Source organism: candidate division WOR-3 bacterium (genome assembly GCA_013177935.1).
Lineage (GTDB): Bacteria > Hydrothermota > Tepidihabitantia > Tepidihabitantales > Tepidihabitantaceae > Tepidihabitans.
The window spans coordinates 259,851-286,218 of the sequence record JABLXZ010000002.1; the positions used below are offsets into that span (position 1 = coordinate 259,851).

The following is a 26,368-nucleotide window of genomic DNA, read 5'->3' on the forward strand; positions in this document are numbered from 1 at the left end:
TCTCATACCGGGGTCTAATAGGTGATAGCGGTGGTCCGATGCAAAAATTGGGTGCCGGGTTTATTGTAACGCGGGCAGGCGTAGAGGGTTGGTGGTAAAGATGTTGACATTCCGCAACAGAGTAAATAGAATGTATATTCAATGAGAGCAGGAAAAGGGTTTGAGGTTAACGGCGATGCGCGGTCCATATCTGTTTAAGAAGATAGCGTTTATCGGCACCTATCTGCCGCGAAAGTGCGGTATTGCGACGTTTACTTCGGACCTTTACCATTCAATAATTCAGGAGGCGCCAGAGTTGAATGGGCTGGTCGTGGCGCTGAATGATACGCCGGAGGGCTACCCTTATCCTGAAGAGGTGAAGTTCGAGGTTGCCCAGAACAATCAGGACTATTACCGGCAATTGGCGGAATTTCTAAATATGACCCGGGTTGATTTGACCTGTCTGCAGCATGAGTACGGGATATTTGGCGGACCCGCGGGTGGGCATATTTTGGTCACACTGCGCCGTTTGCGGATGCCGATTGTCACCACCCTGCACACGGTGCTTGCCGAGCCCAGTGAGCAGCAGCGCCAGGTTCTGGAGGAGATTTGCCGGGTTTCGGAACGGGTGGTGGTGATGAGTGAGCGGGCGGTGCGGTTTTTGAAAGAGATTTACCAGGTGCCGGAGAAAAAGATTGATTTTATCCATCACGGGATTCCGGATATGCCGTTTGTTGACCCGAACTACTACAAGGATTTGTTCGGGGTTGAAGGCCGGCGCGTGATTCTCACCTTCGGGCTTCTGTCACCCAACAAGGGGATTGAGTATATGATTGACGCCCTGCCGGCGATTGCCGCCCGGTTTCCCGATGTGGTGTACATTGTGCTTGGTGTTACCCATCCCCATGTGAAGCGGGAGCAGGGTGAGGAGTACCGGTTGCGGTTGCAACGCCGGGCGCGCGAGCAGGGGGTTGACCGAAATTTAATCTTTTACAATCAGTTTGTGACACTGGATGAGCTGTGCCAGTTTCTCGGTGCCGCCGACATCTATGTTACGCCCTATCTCAATCCGGCGCAGATAGTGTCCGGCACCCTTGCCTATTCAATGGGGGTTGGTAAGGCGGTGGTGTCAACCCCTTACTGGTATGCTGAGGAGATGTTAGCCGAAGGCAGGGGCAGGCTGGTGCCGTTTCGGGATGCCAGGGCGCTGGCAGACACGATTGTTGAGCTGTTTGAGAACGAGACCGAGCGCCATATGATGCGCAAGCGGGCTTACGCCTTTGGCCGGATGATGGTCTGGAAGGAGGTTGCCCGTGGCTATCTGAACTCATTTCAGCGAGCCGCAGAGGAACGGATGCGGGCGCCGCTGGCAGTGGTACCAGTACAGGGCAGTGCTGACCCGCTGGACATCGACCTGCCGGAGTTAAACCTGAATCACCTGTTAACCCTGACCGACGACACCGGCATCCTGCAGCACGCGCGGCGCACCGTGCCCAATCTTGCCGAAGGTTACACAACCGACGACAACGCCCGGGCGCTTTTGATGGTGCTAAGGGCGCAGGAGGTCGATACGGACAAGCCCTTTCTCAATCGACTGGTCCGGCGCTATCTGGCGTTTATCGATTTTGCATTTAACCGGGACAATGGGAGGTTTCGGAATTTTCTGACCTATGAGCGGCGCTGGGCAGAAGAGGCGGGTTCAGAAGACAGTCAGGGCCGGGCGCTCTGGGCACTGGGTTATGCGGTAAGTTCGGCAACTGAGGATGGTGTTGTGGCACTGGCGATGAATCTGTTCGCCTCAGGCTTACCCGCGGTTGAGCTTTTTACCAGCCCCCGTGCCTGGGCTTACACCCTGCTCGGGCTGTGTGCCTATAGCCGGCGTTTCCCCGGGGACAGTAATGCGCGGCGGTTTCGGGAGTTTCTTGCCGAACGGCTGCTCGACTTATACAAGAGAAATGCGACCGAGGATTGGCGCTGGTTTGAGTCGGGCCTTGCCTATGCGAACGCCCGGTTGAGCGAAGCGCTGATTGTGGCGGGCCGGGAACTGGGGAAAAAGGAGATGGTTGATGCCGGGCTGGACTCTTTGCGCTGGTTGATGGCGGTACAGACTGCAGAGCAGGGGCACTTTGTCCCGGTTGCCCATACCGGCTGGCATCGGGGAACAGCGCGGCTGCGGTTTGACCAGCAGCCGATTGAGGCGGAGTGCACGGTGGAGGCGTGCTATCAGGCGTTTTTAAGCACCCGGGATGCAAAGTGGCGGGAGGAGATGCGTCGGGCGTTTGAGTGGTATCTGGGGCGTAACGACCTCGGCTTACCGGTTTACGATTACACGACCGGCGGCTGCCACGATGGGCTGCATCCTGATGGGGTCAATGGTAATGAAGGTGCCGAGGCGACGCTGTCGTTTATCGGTGCCCTGTTGACAATGCGGCAGGCACAGGCGACGGAGGAGAGTTGAGGCACATTGAGCAGGACCGGCAGTTGTTACTCCGGCGCTGGGAGAAGAATCCAATACTGACCGCCGCGGACTGGCCCTATACGGTGAACACCGTGTTCAATCCGGGCGCAGTGCTGCTGCCCGATGGCACAACCCTGCTTCTGTGCCGGGTTGAGGACCGGCGCGGGATTTCGCACTTATGTGTTGCCCGTTCCGCCAACGGTATTGACAACTGGGAGATTGAACCGGAGCCCAGTTTTGCGCCCGACCCGAGCCGATTTCCAGAGGAGTTGTGGGGAGTTGAAGACCCGCGCATCACCTATGTCGAGGAACTGGGAAAGTATGCCATTACCTATACCGCCTACTCGCGAGCCGGTCCAGCGGTGGCGCTGGCGCTGACCCGGGACTTCAAGGAGTACGAGCGGCTGGGTGTGGTGATGCCACCAGCGGACAAAGATGCGGCACTATTGCCCCGGCGGTTCAATGGCTACTGGTTGATGGTGCACCGACCAACAACATCGCTCGGTGCCCACATTTACATCTCCCAGTCGCCCGATTTGATTCACTGGGGCCGACATCATCTGGTGATTCCGGCGCGGCAGGGTGCCTGGTGGGATGCCAGTCGAGTTGGGCTGGCAACACCACCGATGGAAACACCGCAGGGCTGGCTGATTTTTTACCACGGGGTCAAAGATACACCGAGCGGTTCAATTTACCGGGTTGGTCTGGCGCTACTGGACTTAGAGCAACCCTGGCGCTGTGTGCGGCGGGGCAGTGAATGGATATTCGGTCCGGTGAAGCCTTACGAACGGATGGGCGATGTGTCAAGTGTTGTCTTTCCCTGTGGCGCGGTACTGGAGCCGGATGGTGATACCCTGCGGGTTTACTATGGCGCCGCGGACACCTCAATCTGTCTTGCCACGGCGAGTCTCAAAGAGTTACTGGACTGGCTGGAGGCGCACACCTCAGAAACCTGTGAGATGCCGGGCGAGCGGATGATTACTTAATAATTTTGGCAAGAGTGCTTTTCCGCCGGCAGAGGTAGATGTCGGCTTCAATCATATGCGAGGATTCGCCGCCCGAGTAAAAATGGTGGACAAAGTAGAGATTACCCTCGTCGTCAAGGGTAGGTTCACCGGCAAATTGGCCCACAATTATCTCAGCCCGCTGCCATTGTCCGGCGGTGTCTTTTCGGCAGCGATAGACGCACGGTCCGACCAAACTGTCATTCCAGCCGGTGAACCACAACTCGCTGCCATCGGATGACAGAAAGGGCTGGCTTTCATCCCGAGCGCTGTTGACCAGCGGTCCCAGGTTAACTGGTTCGGTCCAGCCCGAAGAGGTGCGTTCGGAACGGCAGATGTCAAGACCACCGTGAACCTCAGTTTTGCCATAGTACATTGTGCGATGGTCGGCGCTGATGTGGAGTTCACCGGGCTTGAGTTCTTCATTAATCTGTCGGCCGGCGTTGCGCCAGTTGCCCCATTTGCCATTGCGGCGTGTCGCGAGATACCAGTCAATTTCACCATAATTGCCGGCCCGGACTGAGGCAAACCACATCGTATCGCCCATTACAAACTGCGCGCCATCAAGCGAAATGTCGTTGTTCAAAACCACGCGCTCCGGCTCGGTCCAAAGACCATTTTCCAGCCGGCAGTACCACATACCGGTAACGCCGTCCACGATTTGTTTTTCCGCCGGGACCGAGACATCGGGCGTGAAAAAGAAGTAGAACTCAGAGCCGTCCGGGGTGATAAAAGGTGAGTCCTCAGCGCCGGCGGTGTTCACCGGTCCGGGCATTGGCACCGGTGGTTCCCATTCGTTAGAGAATAGTATTGGAGGAAACGAATCCAGCTCCGGCCGCATCTTTACTGCGCCCGGCGGGATTGTTTCTGCTCGGTCTTTAAGTAATAAGGGTTTTTTGCAAAAGTTTATTGTGAGCAGTCCGGAATTGACTACAGCCAGAAGTAGTGTCCAAAGTTTTTTGTTCACCAGTTGATACTAACCACGCAAACGGTGGTGTCAAATTGCCGTTTTAAATAATTAGCGAGAAGGGTCTTCGGGTGGCGGGCCCTTTTTCAGGGCGGCGAGTTTTGCTGACTGATGGGCGGACTGTTCTGCCTGGCGCCGGGTGAGTTCAAAGAATACTACCCAGACAAGGACCGAGAATACAATGAGGCTGCCGATAAGGAGCGGGCGCTGGGCAAGGGTGACAACAACAAAGTCGTAGATGCCGTGGGCACAGATTGCCAAAAAGAGCCCGAAGAGACCAAGGAGATTCGCTCTAGTCTCGGTTGGGGCAAACTTTGCCTCACCAAGGAAGTAACCCATTAAGACGCCGTAGAAGGCGTGGCTGGGAACCGCCAGTAGGGCGCGCATTACGCCGGTGCGAATGGGCCCGGTAGCGGTGGTGCCGAATATGTAAAGGATGTTTTCAAGGGTGGCAAAACCGAGCGCCACCGCCGTGGAATAGAGGATACCATCATAGGGTTCGTCAAACTCGGGCCGGTGATAGCAGTAGAAACGGACAACAAAGAACTTCCAGAACTCCTCTACCAGCCCGGCAATGAGAAAGGCGCCGAGAAAGATTTTGGTAATGGTTAAAGGCGGAGTAAACCAACCGGTGAGACGCTGAATAAGGGAAGATGTGGCGGATGCCGGCAGGGTTACAATTGCGCCGAGCAGGAAGGCGATAAAGATGGGGCCAAAGGGCTCTTTTTTGTATTTGTCCCGGAAATAGAAAAATAGCATCAGGGCGATACCGGGGAGAATCGCCAGAATCAGCAGCCAGACCATTGAAAGTTATTTTCTCCGGGGTGATTGGTAAGTCAATGCTGGTAGAGCCAGAACGGTTTGAGGATTCGGCGCAGGACTAATATCAGAATGAGGAGGCTGTATCCGGCGCTGATAAGACCGTTGATGAGCCACTGGCGCCGGGTCAAGCGTTTGACACCAGCAAGACGCAGCGAGGCAAGATGGATGAGGAGTAACCCGGTGATGTTAGTGAGCCAGTAACCGGCGATGATACCCGGCGTGAAAAGCCGGGGCGAGAAAAGAGAGAAAAGGCAGGCAAAAAGATAGGCAAGGGGAAGGTTGATAAACAGGTCGTTCCACCAGGACAAAGGCGAAAGGAGATAACCGATGCTGATAAGCAGCCAGTTCAGGAAGTGGTTTTTGGTCCGGTTGAGTCGCATTCAGGTATTATAATGCTTGGTATTAGTTCGGGCAAGGTATTGGCTTGACCGAAACAGGTAATCGGTTTAAGATAAGAGCCGATGCGGATACTTGTTGTCAACTGGCGGTGTATTCGGAATCCGGAGGCGGGTGGCGCCGAGGTCTATTTTCAGGAGGTTTTTCGGCGGCTGGTGGCGCGCGGGCACAGCGTGACCCTGTTGTGTGAACGGTTCAAAGGTGCAGCGGCAGAAGAGGAGATTGATGGGATAAGGATTTTGCGCCGGGGTGGAAAGTGGACTTTTAATTTCACCGTTTACCGGCAGTTGAGCCGAATCGTGGCTGAGGGCGATTACGATGTTGTGGTGGACGATTTGAATAAGATTCCGTTTTATTCGCCCTGGTTTGTGAAGAAGCCGGTGGCGGTGCTTTTGATGCACCTTTTCCGGGGGAGTATTTTTAAGGAGGTTTTCGCACCGCTTGCCGGTTATGTTTACCTGACCGAGAGTATGATTCCGCTGGCGTACAAGGGGTGCCGTTTTGCGGTGTTGTCAGAGAGCTCAAAGCGGGATGTGGTGCGACTGGGCATTAACCCGGAAATGGTTACCGTGGTGCCGCCGGGCACCGATTTTGAGAAGTTTAAGCCCGACCCCGCGGTACAGCGGGAACCGGTGGTGCTTCATGTCGGCAGGTTAAAGAAGTACAAGTCAACCGACCATCTGCTTTATGCGGCGCGGATTTTGCAGGAGCGGGGCCGGCAGTTCAGGGTGGTAATTGTCGGTACGGGTGACGATTTACCCCGTCTGAAGGAACTGAGCAGGAAACTGGGCATCCAGGATACGGTGGTCTTTACCGGTTTTGTTCCGGAAGAGGAGAAGGTCAAATGGTATCAACGCAGTGCGGTGTTGGTTGAGAGTTCAATCAAAGAGGGGTGGGGGTTGATTGTGATGGAGGCGAACGGTTGCGGCACGCCGGTGGTTGTTGCCCGCTCACCCGGTCTGGTGGACTCTTCGCGCGATGGGGTCAACGGACTTTTTTACACTTATGGTAATGTTAAAGAGCTGGCGGATAAGATTGACCGGCTTTTACAGGATGAGGAGTTGCGGTCCCGGCTGGGTGCGCAGGCGATTGATTGGGCGCGGCAGTGGACCTGGGACGGTGCCGCGGATAAAATTGAAAAGATGCTTTTGCAAACAGTAGAGGAGAGAAAAGATGGGTGCGGATAGTATGCCGATGGCACTCGAGTGCCAGAATGTGGTCAAGAAGTTCCGCCGGGGTAAGGGTTTGAAGCGGCGGATATTAAGGGCGCTGGATGGCGCAACTTTGTCCCTGCGCTCGGGTGAGCTTTTTGGACTTTTGGGACCGAACGGTGCCGGCAAGACGACCCTGGTGCGCTGTATCGCCACGCTTTTGATACCCGATGAGGGGACAATTCGGCTTTTCGGGCACGATGTTTTCAAGGATACGCTTTTCTGCCGGCAGCAAATCGGGCTCTTGACTTCGGGTGAGCGGACGCTCTACTGGAAACTTTCCGCCCGGGACAATCTGAAGTTCTTTGCCGCGCTGTACGGGCTTTCGGGTAAGGAGCGCGACCGGCGGATTGAGTACCTCTTAGAGCTGCTGGGACTGAAGGAGGTGGCAAACGAGCGACTGGAGCGTTACTCCTCGGGAATGAAACAGAAGGTAAGTCTGGCACGGGCGATGCTGCACGACCCCAAACTTTTACTTCTGGACGAGCCAACGCTTGGACTGGACCCGCAGTTTGGCAGATTTATCCGCCAGTTTATCAAGGAGGAGTTGAACCAAAAGCAGGGCAAGACGATTCTTTTAACCACCCATTATATGGATGAGGCGGATGAGTTGTGTGAGCGGATCGCCTTTATCAACCGCGGTAAGATTGTTGGCATCAAGTCGCCGGAGGAGTTCAAGCGGGACATCCCTCACAAAGAGGTTCTTTCGGTGCGCTGTCAGGGCGTCGTGGATATCAGCCGATTGCAGGCGCTGCCCGGGGTGGAGAGGTTGAGCACTGAGAGCCGGGATGGTGTGACAACGGTGAAGATTCTTGCCCCACGGGCGGAGGGGATTTTGAGCGATGTGATTGAGGCGGTGCGGACTAATGCGAAGATTCTGACGATTGATGTCCAGGAGCCGACCTTGGAGGATGTTTTTATCTATATGACCGGCACCTCACTGGCGGCGGACACAACCGAGGAGTGAAGCGATGCGGGCGCTGGGTGTGGAACTACGGGCACTGGGTGCCGAGTTTGGCAAGACGATTCGCATCTGGCTGTCCTACCCGATAATGATTTTCTTCTGGGCGGTTTTTCCGCTCATCTGGGTGATGCCTTATGTATTTCAGGGAAAGGCGCTGGTGGGTGGCGCAACAAGCGAATCTTTTCGGCAGTTAACCGGTTCCGGGAATTATCTGGCGTTTGTGTTGATTGGTGCGATGATTTCGACCTTTGTGTTTTCGGCGCTCTGGGGGGTGGGAAACTCGTTGCGCGAAGAGACCTACTGGGGTACAATGGAATACATCATTGCTTCGCCCACGCATCCGCTGGTGATTTTAATTGGCAAGACCCTGGCTGAGTGGGCATGGTCAACAGTGATGGCGGTGTTTCAAGCGGCAATCATCGGCATCTTCTTTGGAGTTCGGTTTACCATTGACAAAGTTCTGCCGATTATTCTTCTGGTCGGGCTTTTGATGATTGGATTTTACGGGTTTGCCATCGCCTTTGCCGGTTTCACGCTGTTGATTAAAGAGGTCCACGGCTGGGTTCATACACTGGAATGGATATTCTTTCTGTTTTCACCGATTCGTTATCCGGTGCAGGTGAATCCGATTACCGCGGTGGTGAGTACTTTGATTCCTTTGACCTGGGCGCTGGTTGCGATTCGAGGGATTATTCTGTTGAATAAGTCGGAGGTTAACTTCTGGCAGACGGTTTTGATTTTAGTGATAATGGATGCGGTTCTGCTGACCGCCGGCTACTTTCTTTTTGTCTACTTAGAGAAGAAAACACGGCGCGACGGCACGGTGGGGATGCATTGAAAATGAAGAGCGGTGAAACAGTTTCTACTGGAACAGGGATTCGTAAGGTGCTTAAGGTGTTGCGCCATTATGGGGCGGCAGTCTGGGCGGAGAATATCAAGGAGTGGAAACTGGAGTTGACCTACAAGGCGGACTTTGCCCGGGGTTTAATCGACCCGGTGGTGTATCTGCTGCCCTATCTTCTGTACGGGATTGCGCTGGTTGGCGGCAGGGAGTCGGCAAGTTTGCAAAACCTCGTGGGCACATCGGACATTGTTACTTTTATCACCCTGGGCTATCTTTTTATCGGGTTTCTCAATATGGCGCTGTGGGCGATGGGGTTCAGTTTGAGAAAGGAGCAGTTTTACGGAACATTAGAGTCGGTCTTTGCCGCACCGGTGCCGCGCTGGGTTTTCAGTATGGGGATGGCGCTGCACTCAATCTTACACCAGTTGTTGATGATTGCGGTGCAGATTGTTTTTATCCTGTTGGTATTCAGCATCAAAATCAACCCCTTAGGACTGTTGCCAACACTTTTGGTGATTGGCTTGATGCTCGTGGCACTTTACGGTATCGGGATGTTTATGGCAAGTTTTACCCTGCTTTTTAAGCAGGGGTGGCTGGTGAGCGAGGCGCTTTCCAGCATATTGATGATTCTTACCCCGATTGCCTATCCGCTGGCGGTGCTTCCGGTCTTTTTAAAGAAACTTGCACTGTTCGTACCCACAACCTATGGGATATTGACCGCGCGCCACTTTCTGATGGGCGAGAAGATTGACTTCACTTTAACCGATGCGTTTGTCCGGCTCGGGCTTTTGTCTTTGTTGTGGGTTGGTTTTGGCTTGTTTGTGTTTATGCTGATTGACCATCGGACCCGGCGTTCTGGAACATTGAGCCACTACTGAAATGAAGATTGGTATTACGCTTGGCGACCCGGCAGGAGTTGGTCCGGAAACGGTACTGCGGGCGCTGCAGGAAACAACGCGCTGGGATGTTTTGCTCATCGGTGCCGAGGAGGTTTTGGTGCGGGAGTCAAGACGACTGAAAGTTGATTATGATGGTGCCGAGGTGATTGACACAGGACCAGTTGGTAAGTATGAGTACGGCAGGGTGCAAAAAAATTGTGGTGAGGCGGCGTTGCGAGCGCTGGAAAAAGGGGTGGAGTTGTTGAAAAATGGCACGATTGGTGCACTTGTTACCGCACCGGTTTCCAAGGAGGCGTTAAGGCTTGCCGGTTTTCCGTTTCCGGGGCAGACCGAGTTTATTGCCCAACGGTTAGGCGCCCGGCGCTATGCGATGCTTGCCTGGTCAAGACGGTTCAAGGTAATTTTTGTGACAATCCATCTGCCAGTCAGGCAGGTTGCCTCCCTGATTACCGCCCGCGCGGTGCGGGAGAAGATATTACTCCTTGACGACTTTTTAAGGCGAGAAAGCCGAAAGCGATTTAATAGAAGAAGGCAACCAAAGATTGGGGTATTTGCCTTCAACCCGCATGGTAAGGAGTTCTCTCTGGGTGAGGAACGGCGAATTGAAAGCGCGATCAAAGCGGCACAGAGAAAAGGGATAGCGGCGGCAGGACCGATTCCGGCCGATGCCATTTTTGCCCATCTGGATGATTTTGATGGGTTCGTCGCGATGTACCACGACCAGGCGATGATTCCGGCAAAGATTCTATCCCGAGGGAGGGGGGTTAATGTAACCTTGGGGCTAAAAAAGTTTCGGACCTCTCCGCTGCACGGCGTTGCTTTTGATATTGCGGGCAAAGGTCTGGCATCACACCACTCAACGCTTGCCGCAATTCAACTTGCCCGGAAACTTGCCCGATAAAGCATTTTAACCAAGTGCGCCCGATTGTTTAACACATTGATAATCAGTCAGTTATAACCGCAAAATAAAATGTGAGGTGGATGCGGCCAGGGCCGGTTTCAGGCGAGGCTTTTTTGGTGGGATTGGAATGCGAGGGCATTCCTTTGGGCTTTTTGAGGAGTTTGAGATGCCGTTCCGTCGCCTGAAACAACCGCCTCCACCTCACCAAATTGTGGTTAATTTTAACACCCCCTAAACCTTTTGTCAACAAAAATCTTTAATTAAATTTTCGGCGGGCAAATTAACCCGGGCGGGAGTTTTTGGTATTACTAATCCTTGACAGATTGATTTGCCATTGTTATCCTTTTAAAGCCGGTATTCCTTAAAACATAAAGTAAAAAGTCAATTAACAAAAAGGAGTGTGTAAGGATGAAGAAAAAACAGAAAAAAGCGGTAAAGAAAACCGCACGCAAGACGGTTAAAAAAGTTCCCAAGAAAAAAGTAACCAAGAAGACACCGAAGAAAGCACAGCTGAAGAGTGCGGCACCGACGCTTCTTGACCGGAAGCGAGCGGACCTGGCTGGTCCTGGTGTCGGCACCTATGAAGAGGTAGAAAAGGTTTTGCCGACCGATTATCAGCCGATTCTGCCGCCCTTGAAGCGGATGGATGCGCTCTTTATGGTCAAGGAGTACATTGAGAAGAACCTGTGCCGGGAATTAAACCTGCATATGGTTCAGGTACCCTTGATTGTGGAGCGGGAGTCCGGTGTTAACGACTATCTTGACCGGGATGGTTCAAGGACGCCGGTCGAATTTCCCTGCGGTTTAGGGATTTCTCCCCGAATCAACGCCCAGATTGTGCAGGCAGCGACGAAGTGGAAGCGGATGGCGCTGGCGCAGTTCGGATGCAAGGTAGGCGAGGGGATTTGCACCGATATGCGAGCGGTAAGGAAGGATTACTTCCTCGACCACGACCACTCTTCTTATGTTGACCAGTGGGACTGGGAGAAGGTTATTACCGCGGAGGACCGAAACCTTGATTTTCTCAAAGATGTCGTACGGAAAATCTGGAAGGTGATTGTTGGAGCGTCTCACCTTGTTCAGGAGCAGTTCCCGGAGTTGCGCACGACAAAGTATCCACCGATTCCTGAAGAGTTGACCTTCATCCATGCCGAGGAGATTCTCGAAATGTATCCGGACCTACCACGCAAGCAGCGCGAGACCAAACTGCTTCAGGAGTATGCACCGGCGGTATTCATCATCGGGATTGGCTATCCTCTGGCAGATGGGTTACCCCATGAGATGCGAGCGGCAGACTATGACGATTGGATTACCGATACTTCGCACTGGACCGGTAAGCCGACGCACGGGTTGAACGGCGACATCCTGGTCTGGAATCCAGTGACCAGAAGGCGGCACGAGTTGACTTCAATGGGTATCCGTGTGACGAAGGAGACCCTGGTTCAGCAGTTGAAGATGGCGAAACAGGAGCATTTCCTTGAGTTGCCCTATCATCAGGCGATTATGAATGACCGGGTTCCTCTATCAATCGGTGGCGGCATCGGGCAGTCGCGAACCTATATGTATCTGTTGCGCACCGCGAGCCTGGGTGAGGTTTCGGTTACGGTCTGGCCCAAAGTGCTAAAAGAGATTTGTGCGAAACGGAACATCATCTTTCTTGAGTAGGTGGTGCCGGACGATTAAAAAATGGTGAGGGTCACGGAAAGCCCAGTTACGCGGCAATTTTGTTGACCGAGCCGTTTGTAGTGTACCGGGCCTTCGTGCCCTCAATATTTAGACTACCGGAAAATCTTTAAGGATTCAAGTCCGGCGTGCACGAATATTATCATCGTCCATTATTATCATAACATTATGATATGTCTGATGTTATTGACCTGGCAGTGATTGGCGGTGGGGCTGCTGGTCTTGCCTGTGCACTTGAGGGGGGTAGGTTGGGGTTGAGGGTTCTGGTGCTGGAGAAGACGGCTCGGTGTGGTAATAAGGTTGCATTAACCGGAGGCAAAAGGTGTAATTTTACCCATTTAGAGGCACCAAATTTGATGGCTAAAAGGTTTGATTGCCCAAGAGAGAAAATTTTGCCTTTACTGCGGCGGTTTCCTCCGCAAGAGGCGATTAAATTCTTTCAAGCCCTCGGAATAGAACCGCAGGTTGATGAAGATGGATGCGTCTGGGTTAGCAGAAAGAGTTCGCCACTATCAATCAAGGCAAGAGATAGGACATTGGGGCGTGACAACCGACTATCAGACAGCAGGGAACAGGGAAAAACGCAAACTGGTGCAGGGGTATTGCGGGAACGGTTAGTTGGTGCAGTGCTGCGGGTTAATGGCGAGATAAGGACGATGGCATATGTTAGCGAGATACTGCCCGGTTGGTGGGTAGTTCTTAAAAGCGGTGAGAAGATAAAGGCGAGGAGTGTGGTTGTGGCGACCGGTGGCGCCAGTTATCCCCAAACCGGTTCAACCGGTGATGGTAATCGGCTGGTTCAGGCATTAGGTATCAAAACAACGCCATTTTTCCCGGCGCTTGCCGCTTTGATGCCAGCAGAGGCGATTGAAGATTTTGCGGGAATCAGCCATCCTGCGGTTGAGGTCAGGCTGAATTTACCCAATGTTGCCCCGAGACAGGGGAATTTCATTTTTGCCCACAAGTACATTTCTGGTTCCGCGGTGATGAATATGTCCGGTTTTGCTGCCCGGGCGTTGATGGGAGGCGAGAAGGTAAGGCTCAGTGTTGACTGGGTGCCGGATAAGAGTTACGAGGAGTTAAAAGCCTATTTTAATCGACTGCGGCAGGAACGCCCTCTGATTCAGGCAAAGACCGCTTTGACCGGGTTTGTTGCCCGGAAGATAGCAACTTTTATATGTTATCGGGCAGATGTGGTGCCCGATAGCAAATTGAGTAATTTGAGCAAGGTAGCGGTTAGCCGACTGATTGAACAACTCAAAGGGACATCGTTTGAGATTATCGGTACTGAGCCGATCGAACGGGCGACCGTGACCGGTGGTGGAGTTAGTCTGGATGAGGTGGATATGAGGACGATGGAGGCGGTTCGGTTTCCCGGACTTTTTATTATCGGCGAGGCGCTGGATATCTGGGCGGAAACCGGTGGTTACAATTTGCATTTTGCCTGGGCTTCCGGAGTCACCGCAGCGCGGGCGATGGCATCGTCAGCAGGGACAGGAGGATAGGCAGGGATAAGTGTCTGACCCTAACGGATTACGGTTAGTTTTGTCTGGTAAGTCTGGTTCAAGCCAATAGTCAGATTGACAAAATAGATACCAGCCGCGGGGGGATGGAAGGAGAAGCGGTGAGTGCCCGGTGGTAGATTAGAGTTGGTAAGAAGTGCGGTCTGTCTGCCTGCCGGGTCAAAGACCGTCAAGCGCGCCGGCGTGGTTCGAGAGATGCCAAAGTCAATTTGCCAGGAGCCATTTACTGGTGTTGCTTGCAACGGAACGGTGAGCAGGGTTGAGTTTTGTTCGGCGATGGCAACACCATTAGCGGTGTGGACGAGCATCGAGTCAACAGTAGTGTTGCCGGCAACATCGGAGGCGCGGACGAGCACCCAGTAGTCACCATCACCAATCTGGCCAGTTGCCCATTTACCGGTGGTGTCGTTTGCTTCAATAATACTGTCGCCATCGGTGTTGGTGACGATATAATAGTAGTCGCGGTTTTCGTAGTCGCCGCGGGAGCGGCAGGTGTTGTCGCTCTTGTAAACCACCGAGACAAGAGCGTCTTCCAAGGGGCCGGAAAATATGACGCCGATGGTCCAGGGAACAACAACCGAACCACCGGCACTTTTAATTGAGTACTCAATCAAAAAAGGGGCAAGTTTATCCCAAACGGGGTTACCGGTAGAGAAGCCGGTCCGGTCGTAGATTTTGGCGATGATGTCAATATCACCGGTGAGGTTGTTAGGGTTTAGGTAAGTTGAGGTGTTGTTGCGGCAGAAGGCGAAGCGGGCGTTGGTACGGGCATTTTCAAATACCGGTGGTTGAAGGTCGGTGTTGGGTTGAATGATTGTCAGGGGGTTTTTGATAAACCACCAGGTGGGTTGAGGAAAGCGCTGCCAGGTGGCACCGGTGTCGGAAATACGGGCAAAGTGTAAATGGTCAAAGGTTGCATCAATTGGCCAGGGGACAAGGTAGCCAATTACTTCACCTTCTTGTACCTCATCACCGAGGTTTTTGTGCCAGCGGTCCGGGTCAATGTGGGCATAGAGCCAGCCTTCAGCCCGACCGGTGTAGGTTAAAGGGGAGTCGCAAACCGCGAGACGATAGTGCAGTTCCGCCTGAATCGTGCCCCAGGCTTTGACCCAGCCATGGGCAACCGCCCGGACCTCAACGCCGCTGGTGTCCGGTGTGATGACATCGATTCCTGGATGAAAGTAGGGGGAGGAGCCGTAGTTCTGATAGTTACCCCAGTTGTTACCTAAGGGGTGGACCTGATTTACCGGTGGAATGGGCCAGTAGGTGGCAGGTACCGGCAGGGCGGTAAATACGGTGAGGATAAAAGCACGGATAGGGAGGGGGCGCATTAATACATTTTAGCCGGGGATTAACAGATGTCAAAATAAGAAGTCAGTGAGAGCAGAAGCAAGAAAGACCGGAGGAGTAATTAAGCGTTGACAGGGAAAAGGAAGTTTTTATATTGAGTGAGATGGTGGCACCGTTTACGCGGTTTGCCCGGTATTACGACCGGTTTATGATGAAGTTCGTGGACTATCAGGGCTGGATTAACTATATATTGAAAATTTTCCAGCGGTTTAAAGTTATGCCCAGGACAATTCTTGATGTCGCGTGCGGGAGCGGTATCCCCACCGTGCTGCTGGCGCAGAAGGGTTATCGGATGATTGGTGTTGACCGGTCAAAGGAGATGCTTGAAGTACTCGAGAGTAAACGGGGCGATTTGCCGATTGAGGTGGTGTGCGCCGACATCAGAGATTTCAAGATTAAGGAAACGGTTGACGCCGCGATTTCACTATATGACAGCATCAATTATCTGTTGACCGAAGAAGACCTCGAGCGATGCTTCAGTTGTGTGTTTGAGAGTTTAAATAAGCAGGGGATATTTGTATTTGATATGAACACCCTGTATGGACTTTCTGAAGCCTGGGGGACAAGAACACTCACCCGCGAGACTGAAGAGGTCGTCTCAATATGGCAAAACAGTTATAACCCGGAAACAAGAATTTCCACTCTCCATTTGACCTTCTGGGAAAAAATGCCGGACGGTACTCTGGGTGAGAAGTTCGAGGAGATACACCAGGAGCGCGCTTATACTATAAAAGAGGTTAAGAGGGCGTTGAAGACGGTGGGGTTTTCCCAATCACATTTTTTCCACCACGGCGGTTTTTTCCCGGTTGGTCCTTTAACAGGACGGATGATGGTGGTGGCGCAAAAGGTAGGGCAGATTTGAAATCTAATTTAAGAAAGGTAAAATAGGGCGATGCGATTTATTGCGGACTTACATATTCATTCAAGATATTCCCGGGCAACGAGTCAGGAGATGAACATTCCGGCAATCGCCCGGGCGGCAAAGATTAAAGGGATTAAACTGGTTGCCACGGGAGACTTCACTCATCCGGAATATTTTGTTTCGTTGCGCGAGCATTTGAAGGATGGAGAAAACGGGTTATATCTTTATGGTGATACCTATTTCATTCTTTCGACCGAGGTCAACAATATCTACTCCGCTGGTGGTAGGTTGCGCCGGATTCACAACCTGATTTACTGCCCGAGTCTGGAGAGCGCCCAGAAGATTAATAATATGCTGACCCGTTACGGCAGGTTGGAGGTTGATGGCAGACCGACGGTGAGTATTTCGAGTTATGACCTTGTGGCGCGAGTGATTGAGATTGACCCCCGAGCGTTTGTTGTCCCCGCCCACATCTGGACGCCATGGTTCTCGCTTTTTGGCTCGAACTCAGGGTTCGACTCATTTGAGGAATGTTTTGGTGACCTTTCCGACGAGGTGTTTGCGGTTGAGACCGGTCTTTCTTCGGACCCGCCGATGAACTGGCGGTTGTCGGCGCTGGATAAGAAGACCTTGGTATCTAATTCCGATGCGCACTCGCCCAGCCGACTGGGACGAGAAGCGAATGTGTTCAACTGTGAGATGGATTACGATACACTGCGCGCTGTGTTGAAGACGAAAGATAAAAGTCGGTTTCTGTTTACGATTGAGTTCTTTCCCGAGGAAGGGAAGTATCATTACGATGGGCATCGCAATTGCGGAGTGCGGATGAACCCAACCGATGCGATGCTTTCAGGTAATGTGTGTCCGATGTGCCGGAAACCGCTGACAGTCGGGGTATTGCATCGAGTCGAGGAACTTGCCGACCGAAAGCCGGGCACCCAACCTGAAGATGTGATACCATTTAAGCACCTGGTGCCGCTGGAGGAAATTATTGCTGAAGCACTGGAGATGGGTCGGGACACCGCTGGTGTTGCTCGACGCTACGAAGAGCTGATTAATGCGCTCGGGAGTGAGTTTGAGATTTTGATGGATGTACCGATTGAGGATATCAAGCGCGTGGATGCAAGAGTTGGTGAAGGGGTGGAAATGATGCGTCAGGGTCGGGTAACAGTCGAGCCCGGTTACGACGGTGTGTTCGGGGTGGTTCAAGTCCTACCAGGAGACCGACGGCGGGCGGTTGAGATAGGACAAGATGTTAAAGGTGATGATAAGCAGTTGAGGCTGTTTTAGGGATGAAGAGGAGAAGTGCCGAACAGGAGCATGGGAGAGGATGGTAATGAAACGGCTCTGGGCACCGTGGCGCGCGGAGTATATTAGCAGCATTACACCGGAGTGTCGTGACTGTCTTTTCTGTTATTTAAAGAAGATGAAGGACGACAAAAAGAGTTTGATTCTTTACCGGGGGAAGAAGGCGTTTGTTGTGATGAATCGCTATCCTTACAACAGCGGGCATTTGATGGTGGCACCATTGCGCCACTTTGCCAGTTTTGAAGAGTTAAAACCTACCGAGGGGTCAGAAATTCTGAGACTGGTAAAGTTGAGTGTAAAGGCTCTACGACAGGAGTTTAAACCCCAGGGGTTCAATGTTGGGGCGAATCTGGGTGCGGTAGCGGGGGCGGGTGTTACGGGCCATCTCCATCTGCATATCGTCCCCCGCTGGCAGGGAGATACGAATTTTATGCCCATCTTTGCCGAAACCAAGGTGGTGAGTGAACACCTCGAAAGAACTTATGAACGGCTGGCGCGGCGGTTTGCCAAATTTGAACGGAGATAAGTAGTATGGTTAAAGCGGTTGTTTTTGATGTTGACAATACTTTGGTTGATTTTGATAAATGGAAAAAGGCGGCGGTGGATGCGGCGGTAATGGCAATGATCGATGCCGGTCTGGATTTAACCCCGGAAGCAGCAAAAAAGAAGATTTACAAAATTTACGAGGAGAAGGGGATTGAGTATCAGGAGGTGTTTAACGACTTTTTGAATGAGGTTCTGGGTTATATCGATTACCGGATTCTGGCGAGTGGGATTATCGCTTATCGTCGGGCACGGGAGGGAGCACTTGTTCCATATCCTCATGTAAATCTGGCACTCTTGAAACTTTTTCGGTTGGGCTTGAAATTGGCGGTGGTTTCCGATGCACCGCGATTGCCAGTCTGGATGCGACTGGTGTCTTTGGGCGTTGACCGATTTTTTGATGTCGTTGTTACCTTCGACGACACCGGTAAGCGTAAGCCAGCGCGAGAGCCGTTTGAAAAGGTCTTAGAGCTTTTACAGGTTAAACCCGCGGAGGCGATAATGGTAGGAGATTGGGCGGAAAGGGACATTGTTGGGGCAAAGGAGCTGGGGATGATTACGGTGTTTGCCCGTTATGGTGATAGTTTTGGAACCCAAAACTCCGGTGCCGATTATGAGGTCAACGACATCTTAGAGTTGATTCCGATTGTTGAGCGGTTGAATCAGAAAGAATAGTTGTGTCTTTAGACCGGCCGGCAGTATTTGGGGTTGGAATTGACCTGATGAGTGTGAAAAGAATTCGGCGGGCGATTGAATGTTATGGAGGGCGATTTCTTGAGCGGATTTTTTCGCCAGCAGAAGTTGATTTCTGTCAAAAACTTTCTAATCCGTACCCTTCTTATGCCGCCCGTTTTGCGGCAAAAGAGGCTTTTTCCAAAGCACTGGGTACCGGGTTGCGCGGGTTAGTGTCGTGGCGAGAAATAGAGGTGTGTGACAACGAACGAACTAGACCCACGCTCAAAGTTACAGGTCGGGCAAAGGAACTGTTGGCGGGACGTCGCGTGCATTTAAGCCTAACTCATTTAGAGGATTATGCGGCGGCAGTAGTGGTAATCGAGGGTTGACTTTTAAATCGGATAGGTTATTCTTGACCCCCAATGGCGAAAAAAGATTTATTGATTGTTGAGTCGCCAACCAAGGCGCATACGATTAGCCGGCTCTTAAAAGGCAAGATAAAGGTGCTTTCGTCCCGGGGACACATTGCGGATTTGCCGAAATCCCGGCTCGGGGTTGATATTGAGAACGGGTTTGAACCAGAGTACATTAAAATCCGGGGTAAGGCGGCTATAATCAATGAGTTAAAAACGGCGGCAAAGCAGGCAAAGACGGTTTATTTGGGTTGTGACCCGGACCGTGAAGGTGAGGCGATTGCCTATTCCGTGGCACAGGAGTTGAAGAACGGTGCACCGATAAAACGGGTGTTGTTTTACGAAATAACACCGAGGGGGATTGAAACCGCGTTCCGTTCTCCCGGCGAGATTGACCTCCGTAAGGTTGATGCTCATCGGGCACGCCGCGTACTTGACCGGCTGGTAGGGTATCTTGTTTCACCCTTACTATGGCGTACAGTGCGGGCGGGAAAGTCGGCAGGACGGGTGCAAACCGTTGCCCTGCGGATTTTAGTTGAGCGGGAGCGGGAGATTGCGAATTTCCAATCTGAAGAGTTCTGGGTGGTACGGGCGATTTTTATGCGCGCGAGCGGCGAGAGATTTGAAGCGCAACTGGTAAAAATCGCCAATCAATCGTTCCAATTAAAAGACCGGTCTGCAGTGGAAGTGGTGCGTCAGGGGTGCGAGAAGGCACAGTTCAGGGTTAGCGCGGTGAAATGCCGCGAGCGGCGCAAAAGACCACTCGCCCCATTTGTGACCGCAACGCTATTAAAGGAAGCGGGGCAGTTGTTTAAGTTCAGTTCGGCGCGCACGATGCGCATCGCGCAGCGGTTGTTTGAAGGGGTAGATTTGAAGGAAGAGACGGTCGGTTTGATTACCTATCCCAGGACCGACTCATTTCGAGTAGCGGAGGATGTTATCGACGGGGTGCGGGATATGATTGTTAAGGTCTATGGCAGGCAATTTCTTCCAGACAAGCCCCGTGTCTATCCAGACCGCAAAGGTGCTCAGGGTGCGCATGAGGCGATTAGGCCAACGCGCTTGGATTTGACCCCAGAGCAGGTTAAGCCATATTTGACACCGGATGAGTTTAAGGTTTATGAGTTAATTTTTCGCCGTTTTGTCGCCAGCCAGATGGCGGATGCTCTGTACAGTCTCACCGAGGTTCTGGTCGAAGGTGGCGATTACACCTTCCGGACCGAGGCGGTGAGAAGGGTGTTTGAAGGATTTGAACGGGTTTACGGTGAACCGGATAAGGAAAGCGCATTGCCGGAACTCCAGGAAGGCGAACTGGTTAAGATGGCGGAATTCACACCAGAACAGAAGTTTACTCAGCCGCCACCCCGCTACACAGAGGCAAGTTTAATCAAACGGTTGGAAGTGAATGGCATCGGCAGACCATCGACCTATGCGACGATTGTCCCAACTTTGATTGAGCGTCGGTATGTTGAGAGAAAACAGGGAAAGTTGGTTCCAACGGAACTGGGGATGGTGGTGAACGACATTTTAATTCCCCGTTTTGCTAACATATTTGAGATTGGTTTTACCCGCGAGATGGAAAAGGAGCTTGACCAGGTTGAGGAAGGGGAAGAAAACTGGCGTGAGGTGGTGGCACGGTTTTATCAACCTTTTAAGGAGGATTTAGACCGGGCAGAGGCGGAGATGAGCGAAATCAAAGATGGTTTAATCCGGGAGCTTAACGAACATTGTCCGAAGTGCGGCTCGGTTCTGGTAGAGCGCTGGGGTAGGTTTGGCAAATTTATATCGTGTGCAAAATATCCGGAGTGCGATTATGTGAAAAAGAACGAAGAGAAACCGTTGGCGGATAGCTGTCCGAAGTGCGGCAAGCCGTTGGTTGAGCGACAGAGTAGGTTTGGTAAATTCGTCTCGTGCTCCGGTTATCCGGAATGTGACTTTATAAAACGGCCACCTAAAGAACCGCCTAAACTCCTTGAACAGACCTGTCCGAAGTGCGGCAAGCCGTTGGTTGAGCGACAGAGTAGGTTTGGTAAATTCATCGCGTGCTCCGGGTATCCGAAATGCCGGTTCGTCCAGAAAAACAGAAAGAGAGAGAAAAAAGAGGGGAAGAATGAGATGGACCAAAAATAACCGGTTCTATCAGTTAAGGCTTTGGCCGGGTGAGGAGATAATAACAAGCCTTGTAGAATTTTCCCGGCGAGTAAAGATAAAATCCGGGGTTGTCCTGGGAATTGGGGCGGGTACCAATTTTGAGTTGGGTTATTACCATTTTGATAAACAGACCTACCACCGGCGCCGGTTAAAAGGTGAATATGAGATTGTTTCCCTTGTAGGCAACATCGCCTGGGAGGATAAACAGCCAATTTGCCACTGTCATATAGTTCTTAGCGACCAGCGAATGGCGACCTATGGAGGACACCTGTTTGCCGGTTTAGTATCTGCCACCTGCGAGATTACCGTTTTGCCAGGTGATAAGAAGTTACACCGGGAACTTGAAAGGGAGACTGGCTTAAAGCTCCTCAAGTTGTAAGGGTCCTGGAGCAATTAAATAGAAAATACGGAGCCGGTAGATAAGCACCTTCTCCTTATCTAACTATTGGCTGTGCCGTAACTCTGTCGGAAAGTCTGGCCTTTCTTCCACAGGTGCGACAATTGTTTTAAAATTGGTCACCCGGTACATGTTATTGTGATTTAATGCAATATGATTGTGTCTCCACTAAAACCCAATAGAACAGCAGATTGATAGCGAATTGGTGTTATAGTTGTTAGTCTCTGATTTTCTATATGTTATGACAAAATAAGGATAGCGAAGCGGTGGCACAGAGTATGCTGTGATTTTAACCGAGGGGTTTCAAATGGCGGTGGATGTTATTATCATTTTGTTCATCCTTGGGTTTATGGTCAGTGGTTACTATTCGGGTCTGATAAGGAGGTTCTGCTCATTGCTTTTCCCTTCGCTTGGGCTCCTCATCGGGTTGAGGAATCAAACGGTCGTCTCCCCCGCATTCGACCGATTCCTTCACAACTATCCCGCATCCGCTTTTTTCGCCTTCCTTGTTCTTGTCGCCGCCACCTGGCTGGGACTTCGTTTTGTCCGACGGGTGCTTTTGAAACTGCTGGACTGGAGCCGCCTTGAGTATCTCGACATCTTTCTTGGGGGTATCTTCGGACTGGCAAAGGGCCTGGCGGTGGTTTGGCTTGGTCTCGCTTTTACCCTCGTTGTGTTTCCGCCCAGTGTGCGCGTGTTCAGCCGTTCCAGTGCCGCAATGCGAGTTCTGGCGCTGGCGGATAAAGTTCTTGACACGCGGTCGCTCCTGAGTTGCGGGGTGGAAAGGTTAATGAGCAGGACAGCGGGGCAGATTGAGGAGGTGGGCTCGGTTTTGCGAACCGGTTCGCAGCTGGGTCGCTCACTCAATCTGCTCCGCACCGGTGCCGCACCTTATAGGTAGCGCAAATTTCATCAAGCGGGCAAAAAGACAGGAGTACGGGAACTTGCCCGTACTTGCCTTTTTTGTTTTTCTTGTTATACTAAAGTTCCTTGACAAGTACTATTCCATTTTTAATCCAGGAGGCAAGGTATCATGAAGATATTTATTGATTCTGCCGATATCAAAGAGATTAAAGATGTAGCAAGCTGGGGTATCCTTGAAGGGGTAACCACTAACCCAACGCTGGTAAAGAAAACCGGCAAGCCGTTTAAGGAGTGTGTGACGGAAATTCTCGATGTGGTGGATGGACCGGTTTCGGTTGAGGCGATTTCACCGGATGCGGATGGTATGGTGCGGGAGGCGGAAGAGTGGGCAAAACTGGACCCGAAAAAGGTTACGGTAAAAATCCCGATGGGGATTGAGGGCCTAAAGGCGGTTTGCCGGCTGGCAAAGAAGGGCATAATGACCAATGTCACCCTGATTTTTTCACCCAACCAGGCGCTTTTAGCCTGCCGTGCTGGCGCGACTTTTATTTCACCTTTTGTCGGTCGGTTGGACGACATTTCGCACGAAGGGATGGATTTGGTGCGGGATATTGCGGCGATGATTGACTATTACGACTTCCCGACCCAGGTGATTGCCGCCAGTATCCGGCATCCGTTGCATGTGGTCGAGTCGATGCGGGCGGGCGCGCATATCGCAACTATTCCTTATGATGTCCTCTTAAAGATGGTGCGGCACCCTTTGACCGATGCCGGTGTTAAGAAGTTTTATGAAGACTATCAGGGAATTCCCAAAGGATAGGAGAATTTATGCCGATAGTTGACTCAAAGACGAAGGCGGTGCGGAAAAGTTATTCGGTAGCGGAGTTGATTCAGGCGGCTAATCTGATGCGCGGTTACAACCTGATTGCACTGTGTGCCGCGGGTTCGGGACATGCGGGCGGCACGCTTTCCATTATGGATGTGACCGCTGCACTATATCTCCATGTTGCCCGACACGATCCTGAGAACCCTTTCTGGGAGGACCGGGATAGGATTATCTGGTCAACCGGTCACAAGGCGCCAGCACTCTATTTAGGTCTGGCGATGGCCGGTTTTTTTCCGGTTGAGGATGTGGTGCGGCTGAGGAAGCTTTATGCTCCTTATCAGGGGCATCCGCACTGGCTGAAGCTACCCGGAGTGGAGATTTCTTCAGGTTCGTTAGGCCAGGGGCTTTCGGTGGCGGTGGGGATTTGTCTTGCGGCCCGGCTGGATAAGAAGGATTATCGGGTTTACTGTATTACGGGTGACGGTGAACATCAGGAGGGGCAAATCTGGGAAGCGATAATGGAGGCGGGTGCGTATAAACTGGATAACCTTTGTTGTATTCTCGATAAGAATCGGTTACAGATCGATGGCTGGGTGAAGGATGTGATGCCGATTGACCCGATTGCCGAAAAGTACCGGTCCTTTGGTTGGAATGTGATTGAGATAGATGGTCACAATATGCACCAGATTCTGGCGGCTTTTGATAAAGCGGCGAAGCACAAGGGTCAGCCAACGGTGATTATCTGCCACACGACCAAAGGTAAAGGCGTTTCGTTTATGGAAAATGTTGCGGGCTGGCATGGTAAGGCGCCGAACAAAGCGGAGATGGTTAAGGGGTTGGAGGAGCTGGGACTTCATTTCCGGATTGATTACGAGAAGTTGCTGAAAAAGGCAGCCGATTATCAGGCGGAGGCGACGGCAAAGTTGATGGCGAAGGTGCCGAAGTTTTCCCGGGACTACTTCTGGAACCAGCAGGAGAAGATGAAGGTGGAGATGAAGGCGACCCGTTTTGGGTTTGGTGAGGCGCTCGAGGCACTGGGTGATGACAAAAGGGTGTGCTGTATCGGTGCGGACATCTCAGGGTCAATTACCATTTCAAAGTTTTACGAGAAGTATCCGGAGCGAATGGAGCGGTGGATTTCGGTTGGGATTGCTGAGCAGTCCGGCACGAATGTGGCGGCAGGGCTGGCAAAGGAGGGTAAGTTACCAGTTTTCGGTACTTATGGTGTTTTTGCCGCAGGACGGAATCTGGACCAGTTGCGCACCACGGTTTGCTACGGGAATTTCAATGTTTTGATTGCCGGGGCGCACGGTGGGGTTTCGGTTGGTCCTGATGGTGCAACCCATCAGGCGCTGGAGGATTTGTTCCAGATATGTGGTTTGCCGAATATGCATGTGGCGGTGCCGGCTGATGCGCTTGAAACAAAACGGGTAACCGAGCATTTGCTTATGAATATCAATGGTCCGAAGTATGTTCGGTTCGCGCGCGAGGCGACGCCAGTTGTTACCACACCCGAGACACCTTTTGTCTGGGGAATGCCCAATGTGTATCGGTACCGTGGGGAAAAAGATAAGTTTATTGAGGCGTTTGAGGTCAAGACCGCGGACAGTTATGAAGGAGAAGGGGAGGATTTGACAATTGTAGCGTGTGGACCGATGGTGCCCGAGGCGTTGCGGGCGGCGTGGATTTTGAAAGAGGATTTTGGGATTGAGACTAGGGTTATCAATCTGCACACATTAAAGTCGCCCAGCACCCATCCCGGCGAGACAATTCCCAACCAGAGGTTTTTGATTCAGGCGGCGCTGGAAACTGGTGTGGTTTTGACCGCAGAGGAGCATCAGATTGGCGGGCTGGCAAACCGGGTCTCTTATGTCCTGCATACGGCACCGGAACTTTACGGTCACGCACTGGCGTTTGGTGCGATTGGGGTAAAAGACCGTTTTGGCGAGTCGGGTCAACCCTGGGAGTTGATGTGGGAGTTTGAGGTTTCGGCTGAGCACATCGCAGCCAAGGCAAAAGAGTTGTACGATATGGCGAAGGGAAAATCAGGCGGCGGAACGGCGCCGATAACAGAGAAAAAACGGCGTAGTGCGAGCCCGAAACGGAAGGCAGGAGGCAAAAAATGAGACTGGCAGAGAGGATGGAACGGTTGGGAACAGAAACCGCTTTCGACTGTTTGTGCCGGGCAAAGGAACTGGAGTGCAAAATGGATGTGGTTCATCTGGAGATTGGCGAACCGGATTTTCCGACACCCCGACATATTGTTGAGGCGGCAAAGCAGGCGCTGGATGAGGGCTGGACTCATTACGGTCCTTCAGCAGGTTTGCCTGAGTTACGGGAGGCAATCGCCCAGTATGCGGGTCGGCTGCGCGGGGTGAAGTTTTTCCCGGAGCAGGTTGTTGTCACGCCCGGTGGAAAGCCGGTGATGTCGTTTGCGATAATGGCGCTGGTTGAGAACGGTGATGAGGTGATTTATCCCAATCCGGGGTTCCCGATTTACGAATCGATGATTGAGTATATGGGCGGACGACCGGTTCCGATTCGACTCCGGGAGGAACGGGGGTTTCGACTGGATGTGGAGGAGTTGGTTTCACTGGTAAATCCTCGAACGAAACTGATTGTGATTAATTCGCCGGCAAACCCCACGGGTGGGGTTTTAACCCGGGAGGATTTGCGTTTGATTGGCGAAGTTGCCCTGAAGTACAATATCTGGATTCTCGCTGATGAGATTTACTCGGAGATTGTGTATGAAGGGCAGTTTGAGTCAATTGCGCAGTTTCCCGAAGTTCAGCGCCGTTTGATAATCCTCGACGGGTTTTCCAAGACCTTTGCGATGACCGGCTGGCGCATTGGCTACGGAATAATGCCGGCGGAACTTGCCGAGAAGATGGCACGGATTGAGACCAACATCAACTCCTGCACCGCGACTTTTATCCAGCGTGCCTGCCTTGCGGCGCTCAATGGTCCGCATGATGAGGTGGACCGGATGGTGGCAGAGTTCAAGCGGCGCCGGGACTTTATTGTCGAGGGTTTGAATCGGCTTCCGGGTTTTCGGTGCAACAAGCCGCAGGGCGCCTTCTATGCGTTTCCCAATATTGAAGGGACCGGGATTGATTGTAAGGTCCTGGCGCACCGTCTTCTTGAAGAGGAGGGTGTTGCCTGTCTTGCGGGAACCTGTTTTGGCAAATTCGGGGACGGGTTTTTGCGTTTCAGTTATGCGAATTCAATTGAGAATATCCAGCGGGCGCTGGAACGAATAGAGCGGTTCTTAGCCCGAAGATGAAACAGGGCACTTTCCTTCCTTGCGGAAAGGGAGAGTGTACCCTCC

General features: G+C 52.3%; 23 protein-coding genes and 1 pseudogene. 20 read left to right on the top strand and 4 right to left on the bottom strand.

Going from position 1 to position 26,368, the window contains the following annotated elements:
- The first annotated feature begins 175 nt into the window (after positions 1–175).
- Both HPY86_04390 and HPY86_04395 read left to right on the top strand, forming a co-directional pair.
- Positions 176–2,437 carry a glycosyltransferase gene (locus tag HPY86_04390; GenBank protein NPV14152.1) on the top strand — a complete coding sequence of 754 codons (2,262 nt, stop codon included), beginning with the start codon at positions 176–178 and terminating at the stop codon, positions 2,435–2,437.
- 5 nt (positions 2,438–2,442) lie between these two features.
- Complete coding sequence (locus HPY86_04395) at positions 2,443–3,423, top strand: glycosidase (protein ID NPV14153.1); 981 nt, start codon at positions 2,443–2,445, stop codon at positions 3,421–3,423.
- Here the strand turns inward: HPY86_04395 and HPY86_04400 are convergent.
- The 3 genes from HPY86_04400 to HPY86_04410 are packed head-to-tail and all read right to left on the bottom strand — an operon-like array spanning position 3,416 to position 5,610.
- On the bottom strand, positions 3,416–4,408 hold the full coding sequence (locus tag HPY86_04400; protein ID NPV14154.1) for a hypothetical protein: 993 nt from the start codon (positions 4,406–4,408) through the stop codon (positions 3,416–3,418). The genes HPY86_04395 and HPY86_04400 overlap by 8 nt on opposite strands.
- Positions 4,409–4,459: 51 nt before the next feature.
- Positions 4,460–5,212 carry a PrsW family intramembrane metalloprotease gene (locus tag HPY86_04405; GenBank protein ID NPV14155.1) on the bottom strand — a complete coding sequence of 251 codons (753 nt, stop codon included), beginning with the start codon at positions 5,210–5,212 and terminating at the stop codon, positions 4,460–4,462.
- A gap of 32 nt (positions 5,213–5,244) precedes the next feature.
- On the bottom strand, positions 5,245–5,610 hold the full coding sequence (locus tag HPY86_04410) for a hypothetical protein (GenBank protein ID NPV14156.1): 366 nt from the start codon (positions 5,608–5,610) through the stop codon (positions 5,245–5,247).
- A gap of 81 nt (positions 5,611–5,691) precedes the next feature.
- Here HPY86_04410 and HPY86_04415 point away from each other — a divergent pair, with 81 nt between their 5' ends.
- From HPY86_04415 to HPY86_04445, 7 genes are all read left to right on the top strand, one after another.
- On the top strand, positions 5,692–6,813 hold the full coding sequence (locus HPY86_04415; protein NPV14157.1) for a glycosyltransferase family 4 protein: 1,122 nt from the start codon (positions 5,692–5,694) through the stop codon (positions 6,811–6,813).
- Positions 6,800–7,804 (top strand): ABC transporter ATP-binding protein, encoded by a 1,005-nt coding sequence (locus HPY86_04420; protein NPV14158.1) that lies wholly within the window; start codon positions 6,800–6,802, stop codon positions 7,802–7,804. The genes HPY86_04415 and HPY86_04420 overlap by 14 nt, the downstream gene beginning before the upstream one ends.
- A gap of 4 nt (positions 7,805–7,808) precedes the next feature.
- Positions 7,809–8,639: an ABC transporter permease gene (locus HPY86_04425; GenBank protein ID NPV14159.1), complete on the top strand. Its 831-nt coding sequence runs from the start codon at positions 7,809–7,811 to the stop codon at positions 8,637–8,639.
- Between the two features lie 2 nt (positions 8,640–8,641).
- Positions 8,642–9,523 (top strand): ABC transporter permease, encoded by an 882-nt coding sequence (locus HPY86_04430; GenBank protein ID NPV14160.1) that lies wholly within the window; start codon positions 8,642–8,644, stop codon positions 9,521–9,523.
- 1 nt (position 9,524) lies between these two features.
- Complete coding sequence (locus HPY86_04435) at positions 9,525–10,445, top strand: hypothetical protein (GenBank protein NPV14161.1); 921 nt, start codon at positions 9,525–9,527, stop codon at positions 10,443–10,445.
- 510 nt (positions 10,446–10,955) lie between these two features.
- Positions 10,956–12,110 carry an aspartate--ammonia ligase gene (locus HPY86_04440; GenBank protein NPV14162.1) on the top strand — a complete coding sequence of 385 codons (1,155 nt, stop codon included), beginning with the start codon at positions 10,956–10,958 and terminating at the stop codon, positions 12,108–12,110.
- A 191-nt stretch (positions 12,111–12,301) separates the two neighbouring features.
- Entirely contained in the window at positions 12,302–13,633 is a 1,332-nt protein-coding gene (locus HPY86_04445) for an aminoacetone oxidase family FAD-binding enzyme (GenBank protein NPV14163.1), read from the top strand.
- A 20-nt stretch (positions 13,634–13,653) separates the two neighbouring features.
- On the opposite strand, the gene HPY86_04450 is transcribed toward HPY86_04445, so the two are convergent.
- The gene (locus HPY86_04450) at positions 13,654–14,982 is read right to left on the bottom strand and encodes a hypothetical protein (protein NPV14164.1); all 1,329 of its coding nucleotides are present in this window, start codon (positions 14,980–14,982) and stop codon (positions 13,654–13,656) included.
- A 125-nt stretch (positions 14,983–15,107) separates the two neighbouring features.
- Here HPY86_04450 and HPY86_04455 point away from each other — a divergent pair, with 125 nt between their 5' ends.
- The 11 genes and pseudogenes from HPY86_04455 (at position 15,108) to HPY86_04505 (ending at position 26,323) form a co-directional block, all read left to right on the top strand.
- Positions 15,108–15,863 (top strand): class I SAM-dependent methyltransferase, encoded by a 756-nt coding sequence (locus tag HPY86_04455; protein NPV14165.1) that lies wholly within the window; start codon positions 15,108–15,110, stop codon positions 15,861–15,863.
- Between the two features lie 30 nt (positions 15,864–15,893).
- Positions 15,894–17,075 (top strand): annotated as a pseudogene (locus HPY86_04460) (DNA helicase UvrD).
- A 124-nt stretch (positions 17,076–17,199) separates the two neighbouring features.
- Positions 17,200–17,697 (top strand): HIT domain-containing protein, encoded by a 498-nt coding sequence (locus HPY86_04465; GenBank protein ID NPV14166.1) that lies wholly within the window; start codon positions 17,200–17,202, stop codon positions 17,695–17,697.
- 5 nt (positions 17,698–17,702) lie between these two features.
- Positions 17,703–18,389 carry an HAD-IA family hydrolase gene (locus HPY86_04470; protein NPV14167.1) on the top strand — a complete coding sequence of 229 codons (687 nt, stop codon included), beginning with the start codon at positions 17,703–17,705 and terminating at the stop codon, positions 18,387–18,389.
- A 47-nt stretch (positions 18,390–18,436) separates the two neighbouring features.
- Positions 18,437–18,778: a holo-ACP synthase gene (gene acpS / locus HPY86_04475; GenBank protein NPV14168.1), complete on the top strand. Its 342-nt coding sequence runs from the start codon at positions 18,437–18,439 to the stop codon at positions 18,776–18,778.
- Between the two features lie 33 nt (positions 18,779–18,811).
- On the top strand, positions 18,812–20,932 hold the full coding sequence (gene topA / locus HPY86_04480; GenBank protein ID NPV14169.1) for a type I DNA topoisomerase: 2,121 nt from the start codon (positions 18,812–18,814) through the stop codon (positions 20,930–20,932).
- On the top strand, positions 20,913–21,332 hold the full coding sequence (locus tag HPY86_04485) for a DNA-binding protein (GenBank protein ID NPV14170.1): 420 nt from the start codon (positions 20,913–20,915) through the stop codon (positions 21,330–21,332). Before topA ends, HPY86_04485 begins: the two co-directional genes overlap by 20 nt.
- 325 nt (positions 21,333–21,657) lie before the next feature.
- Complete coding sequence (locus tag HPY86_04490) at positions 21,658–22,251, top strand: CvpA family protein (GenBank protein ID NPV14171.1); 594 nt, start codon at positions 21,658–21,660, stop codon at positions 22,249–22,251.
- Positions 22,252–22,383: 132 nt separating this feature from the next.
- On the top strand, positions 22,384–23,034 hold the full coding sequence (gene fsa / locus HPY86_04495; protein NPV14172.1) for a fructose-6-phosphate aldolase: 651 nt from the start codon (positions 22,384–22,386) through the stop codon (positions 23,032–23,034).
- A gap of 8 nt (positions 23,035–23,042) precedes the next feature.
- Positions 23,043–25,166 carry a transketolase gene (locus tag HPY86_04500; protein NPV14173.1) on the top strand — a complete coding sequence of 708 codons (2,124 nt, stop codon included), beginning with the start codon at positions 23,043–23,045 and terminating at the stop codon, positions 25,164–25,166.
- Positions 25,163–26,323, top strand: a complete 1,161-nt coding sequence (locus tag HPY86_04505) for a pyridoxal phosphate-dependent aminotransferase (protein NPV14174.1) — start codon at positions 25,163–25,165, stop codon at positions 26,321–26,323. The genes HPY86_04500 and HPY86_04505 overlap by 4 nt, the downstream gene beginning before the upstream one ends.
- Positions 26,324–26,368 lie beyond the last annotated feature (45 nt).

Excerpts from the sequence above, each read along its gene's own strand:
- HPY86_04485 (NPV14170.1), top strand. The coding sequence starts at position 20,913 with ATGAGATGGACCAAAAATAACCGGTTCTATCAGTTAAGGCTTTGGCCG.
- HPY86_04450 (NPV14164.1), bottom strand. The coding sequence starts at position 14,982 with ATGCGCCCCCTCCCTATCCGTGCTTTTATCCTCACCGTATTTACCGCC.
- HPY86_04390 (NPV14152.1), top strand. The coding sequence starts at position 176 with ATGCGCGGTCCATATCTGTTTAAGAAGATAGCGTTTATCGGCACCTAT.
- HPY86_04470 (NPV14167.1), top strand. The coding sequence starts at position 17,703 with ATGGTTAAAGCGGTTGTTTTTGATGTTGACAATACTTTGGTTGATTTT.
- topA (NPV14169.1), top strand. The coding sequence starts at position 18,812 with ATGGCGAAAAAAGATTTATTGATTGTTGAGTCGCCAACCAAGGCGCAT.
- HPY86_04465 (NPV14166.1), top strand. The coding sequence starts at position 17,200 with ATGAAACGGCTCTGGGCACCGTGGCGCGCGGAGTATATTAGCAGCATT.
- HPY86_04490 (NPV14171.1), top strand. The coding sequence starts at position 21,658 with ATGGCGGTGGATGTTATTATCATTTTGTTCATCCTTGGGTTTATGGTC.
- HPY86_04505 (NPV14174.1), top strand. The coding sequence starts at position 25,163 with ATGAGACTGGCAGAGAGGATGGAACGGTTGGGAACAGAAACCGCTTTC.
- HPY86_04425 (NPV14159.1), top strand. The coding sequence starts at position 7,809 with ATGCGGGCGCTGGGTGTGGAACTACGGGCACTGGGTGCCGAGTTTGGC.
- HPY86_04405 (NPV14155.1), bottom strand. The coding sequence starts at position 5,212 with ATGGTCTGGCTGCTGATTCTGGCGATTCTCCCCGGTATCGCCCTGATG.
- HPY86_04420 (NPV14158.1), top strand. The coding sequence starts at position 6,800 with ATGGGTGCGGATAGTATGCCGATGGCACTCGAGTGCCAGAATGTGGTC.
- HPY86_04410 (NPV14156.1), bottom strand. The coding sequence starts at position 5,610 with ATGCGACTCAACCGGACCAAAAACCACTTCCTGAACTGGCTGCTTATC.
- HPY86_04445 (NPV14163.1), top strand. The coding sequence starts at position 12,302 with ATGTCTGATGTTATTGACCTGGCAGTGATTGGCGGTGGGGCTGCTGGT.
- HPY86_04430 (NPV14160.1), top strand. The coding sequence starts at position 8,642 with ATGAAGAGCGGTGAAACAGTTTCTACTGGAACAGGGATTCGTAAGGTG.
- HPY86_04500 (NPV14173.1), top strand. The coding sequence starts at position 23,043 with ATGCCGATAGTTGACTCAAAGACGAAGGCGGTGCGGAAAAGTTATTCG.
- acpS (NPV14168.1), top strand. The coding sequence starts at position 18,437 with ATGAGTGTGAAAAGAATTCGGCGGGCGATTGAATGTTATGGAGGGCGA.
- HPY86_04435 (NPV14161.1), top strand. The coding sequence starts at position 9,525 with ATGAAGATTGGTATTACGCTTGGCGACCCGGCAGGAGTTGGTCCGGAA.
- fsa (NPV14172.1), top strand. The coding sequence starts at position 22,384 with ATGAAGATATTTATTGATTCTGCCGATATCAAAGAGATTAAAGATGTA.
- HPY86_04415 (NPV14157.1), top strand. The coding sequence starts at position 5,692 with ATGCGGATACTTGTTGTCAACTGGCGGTGTATTCGGAATCCGGAGGCG.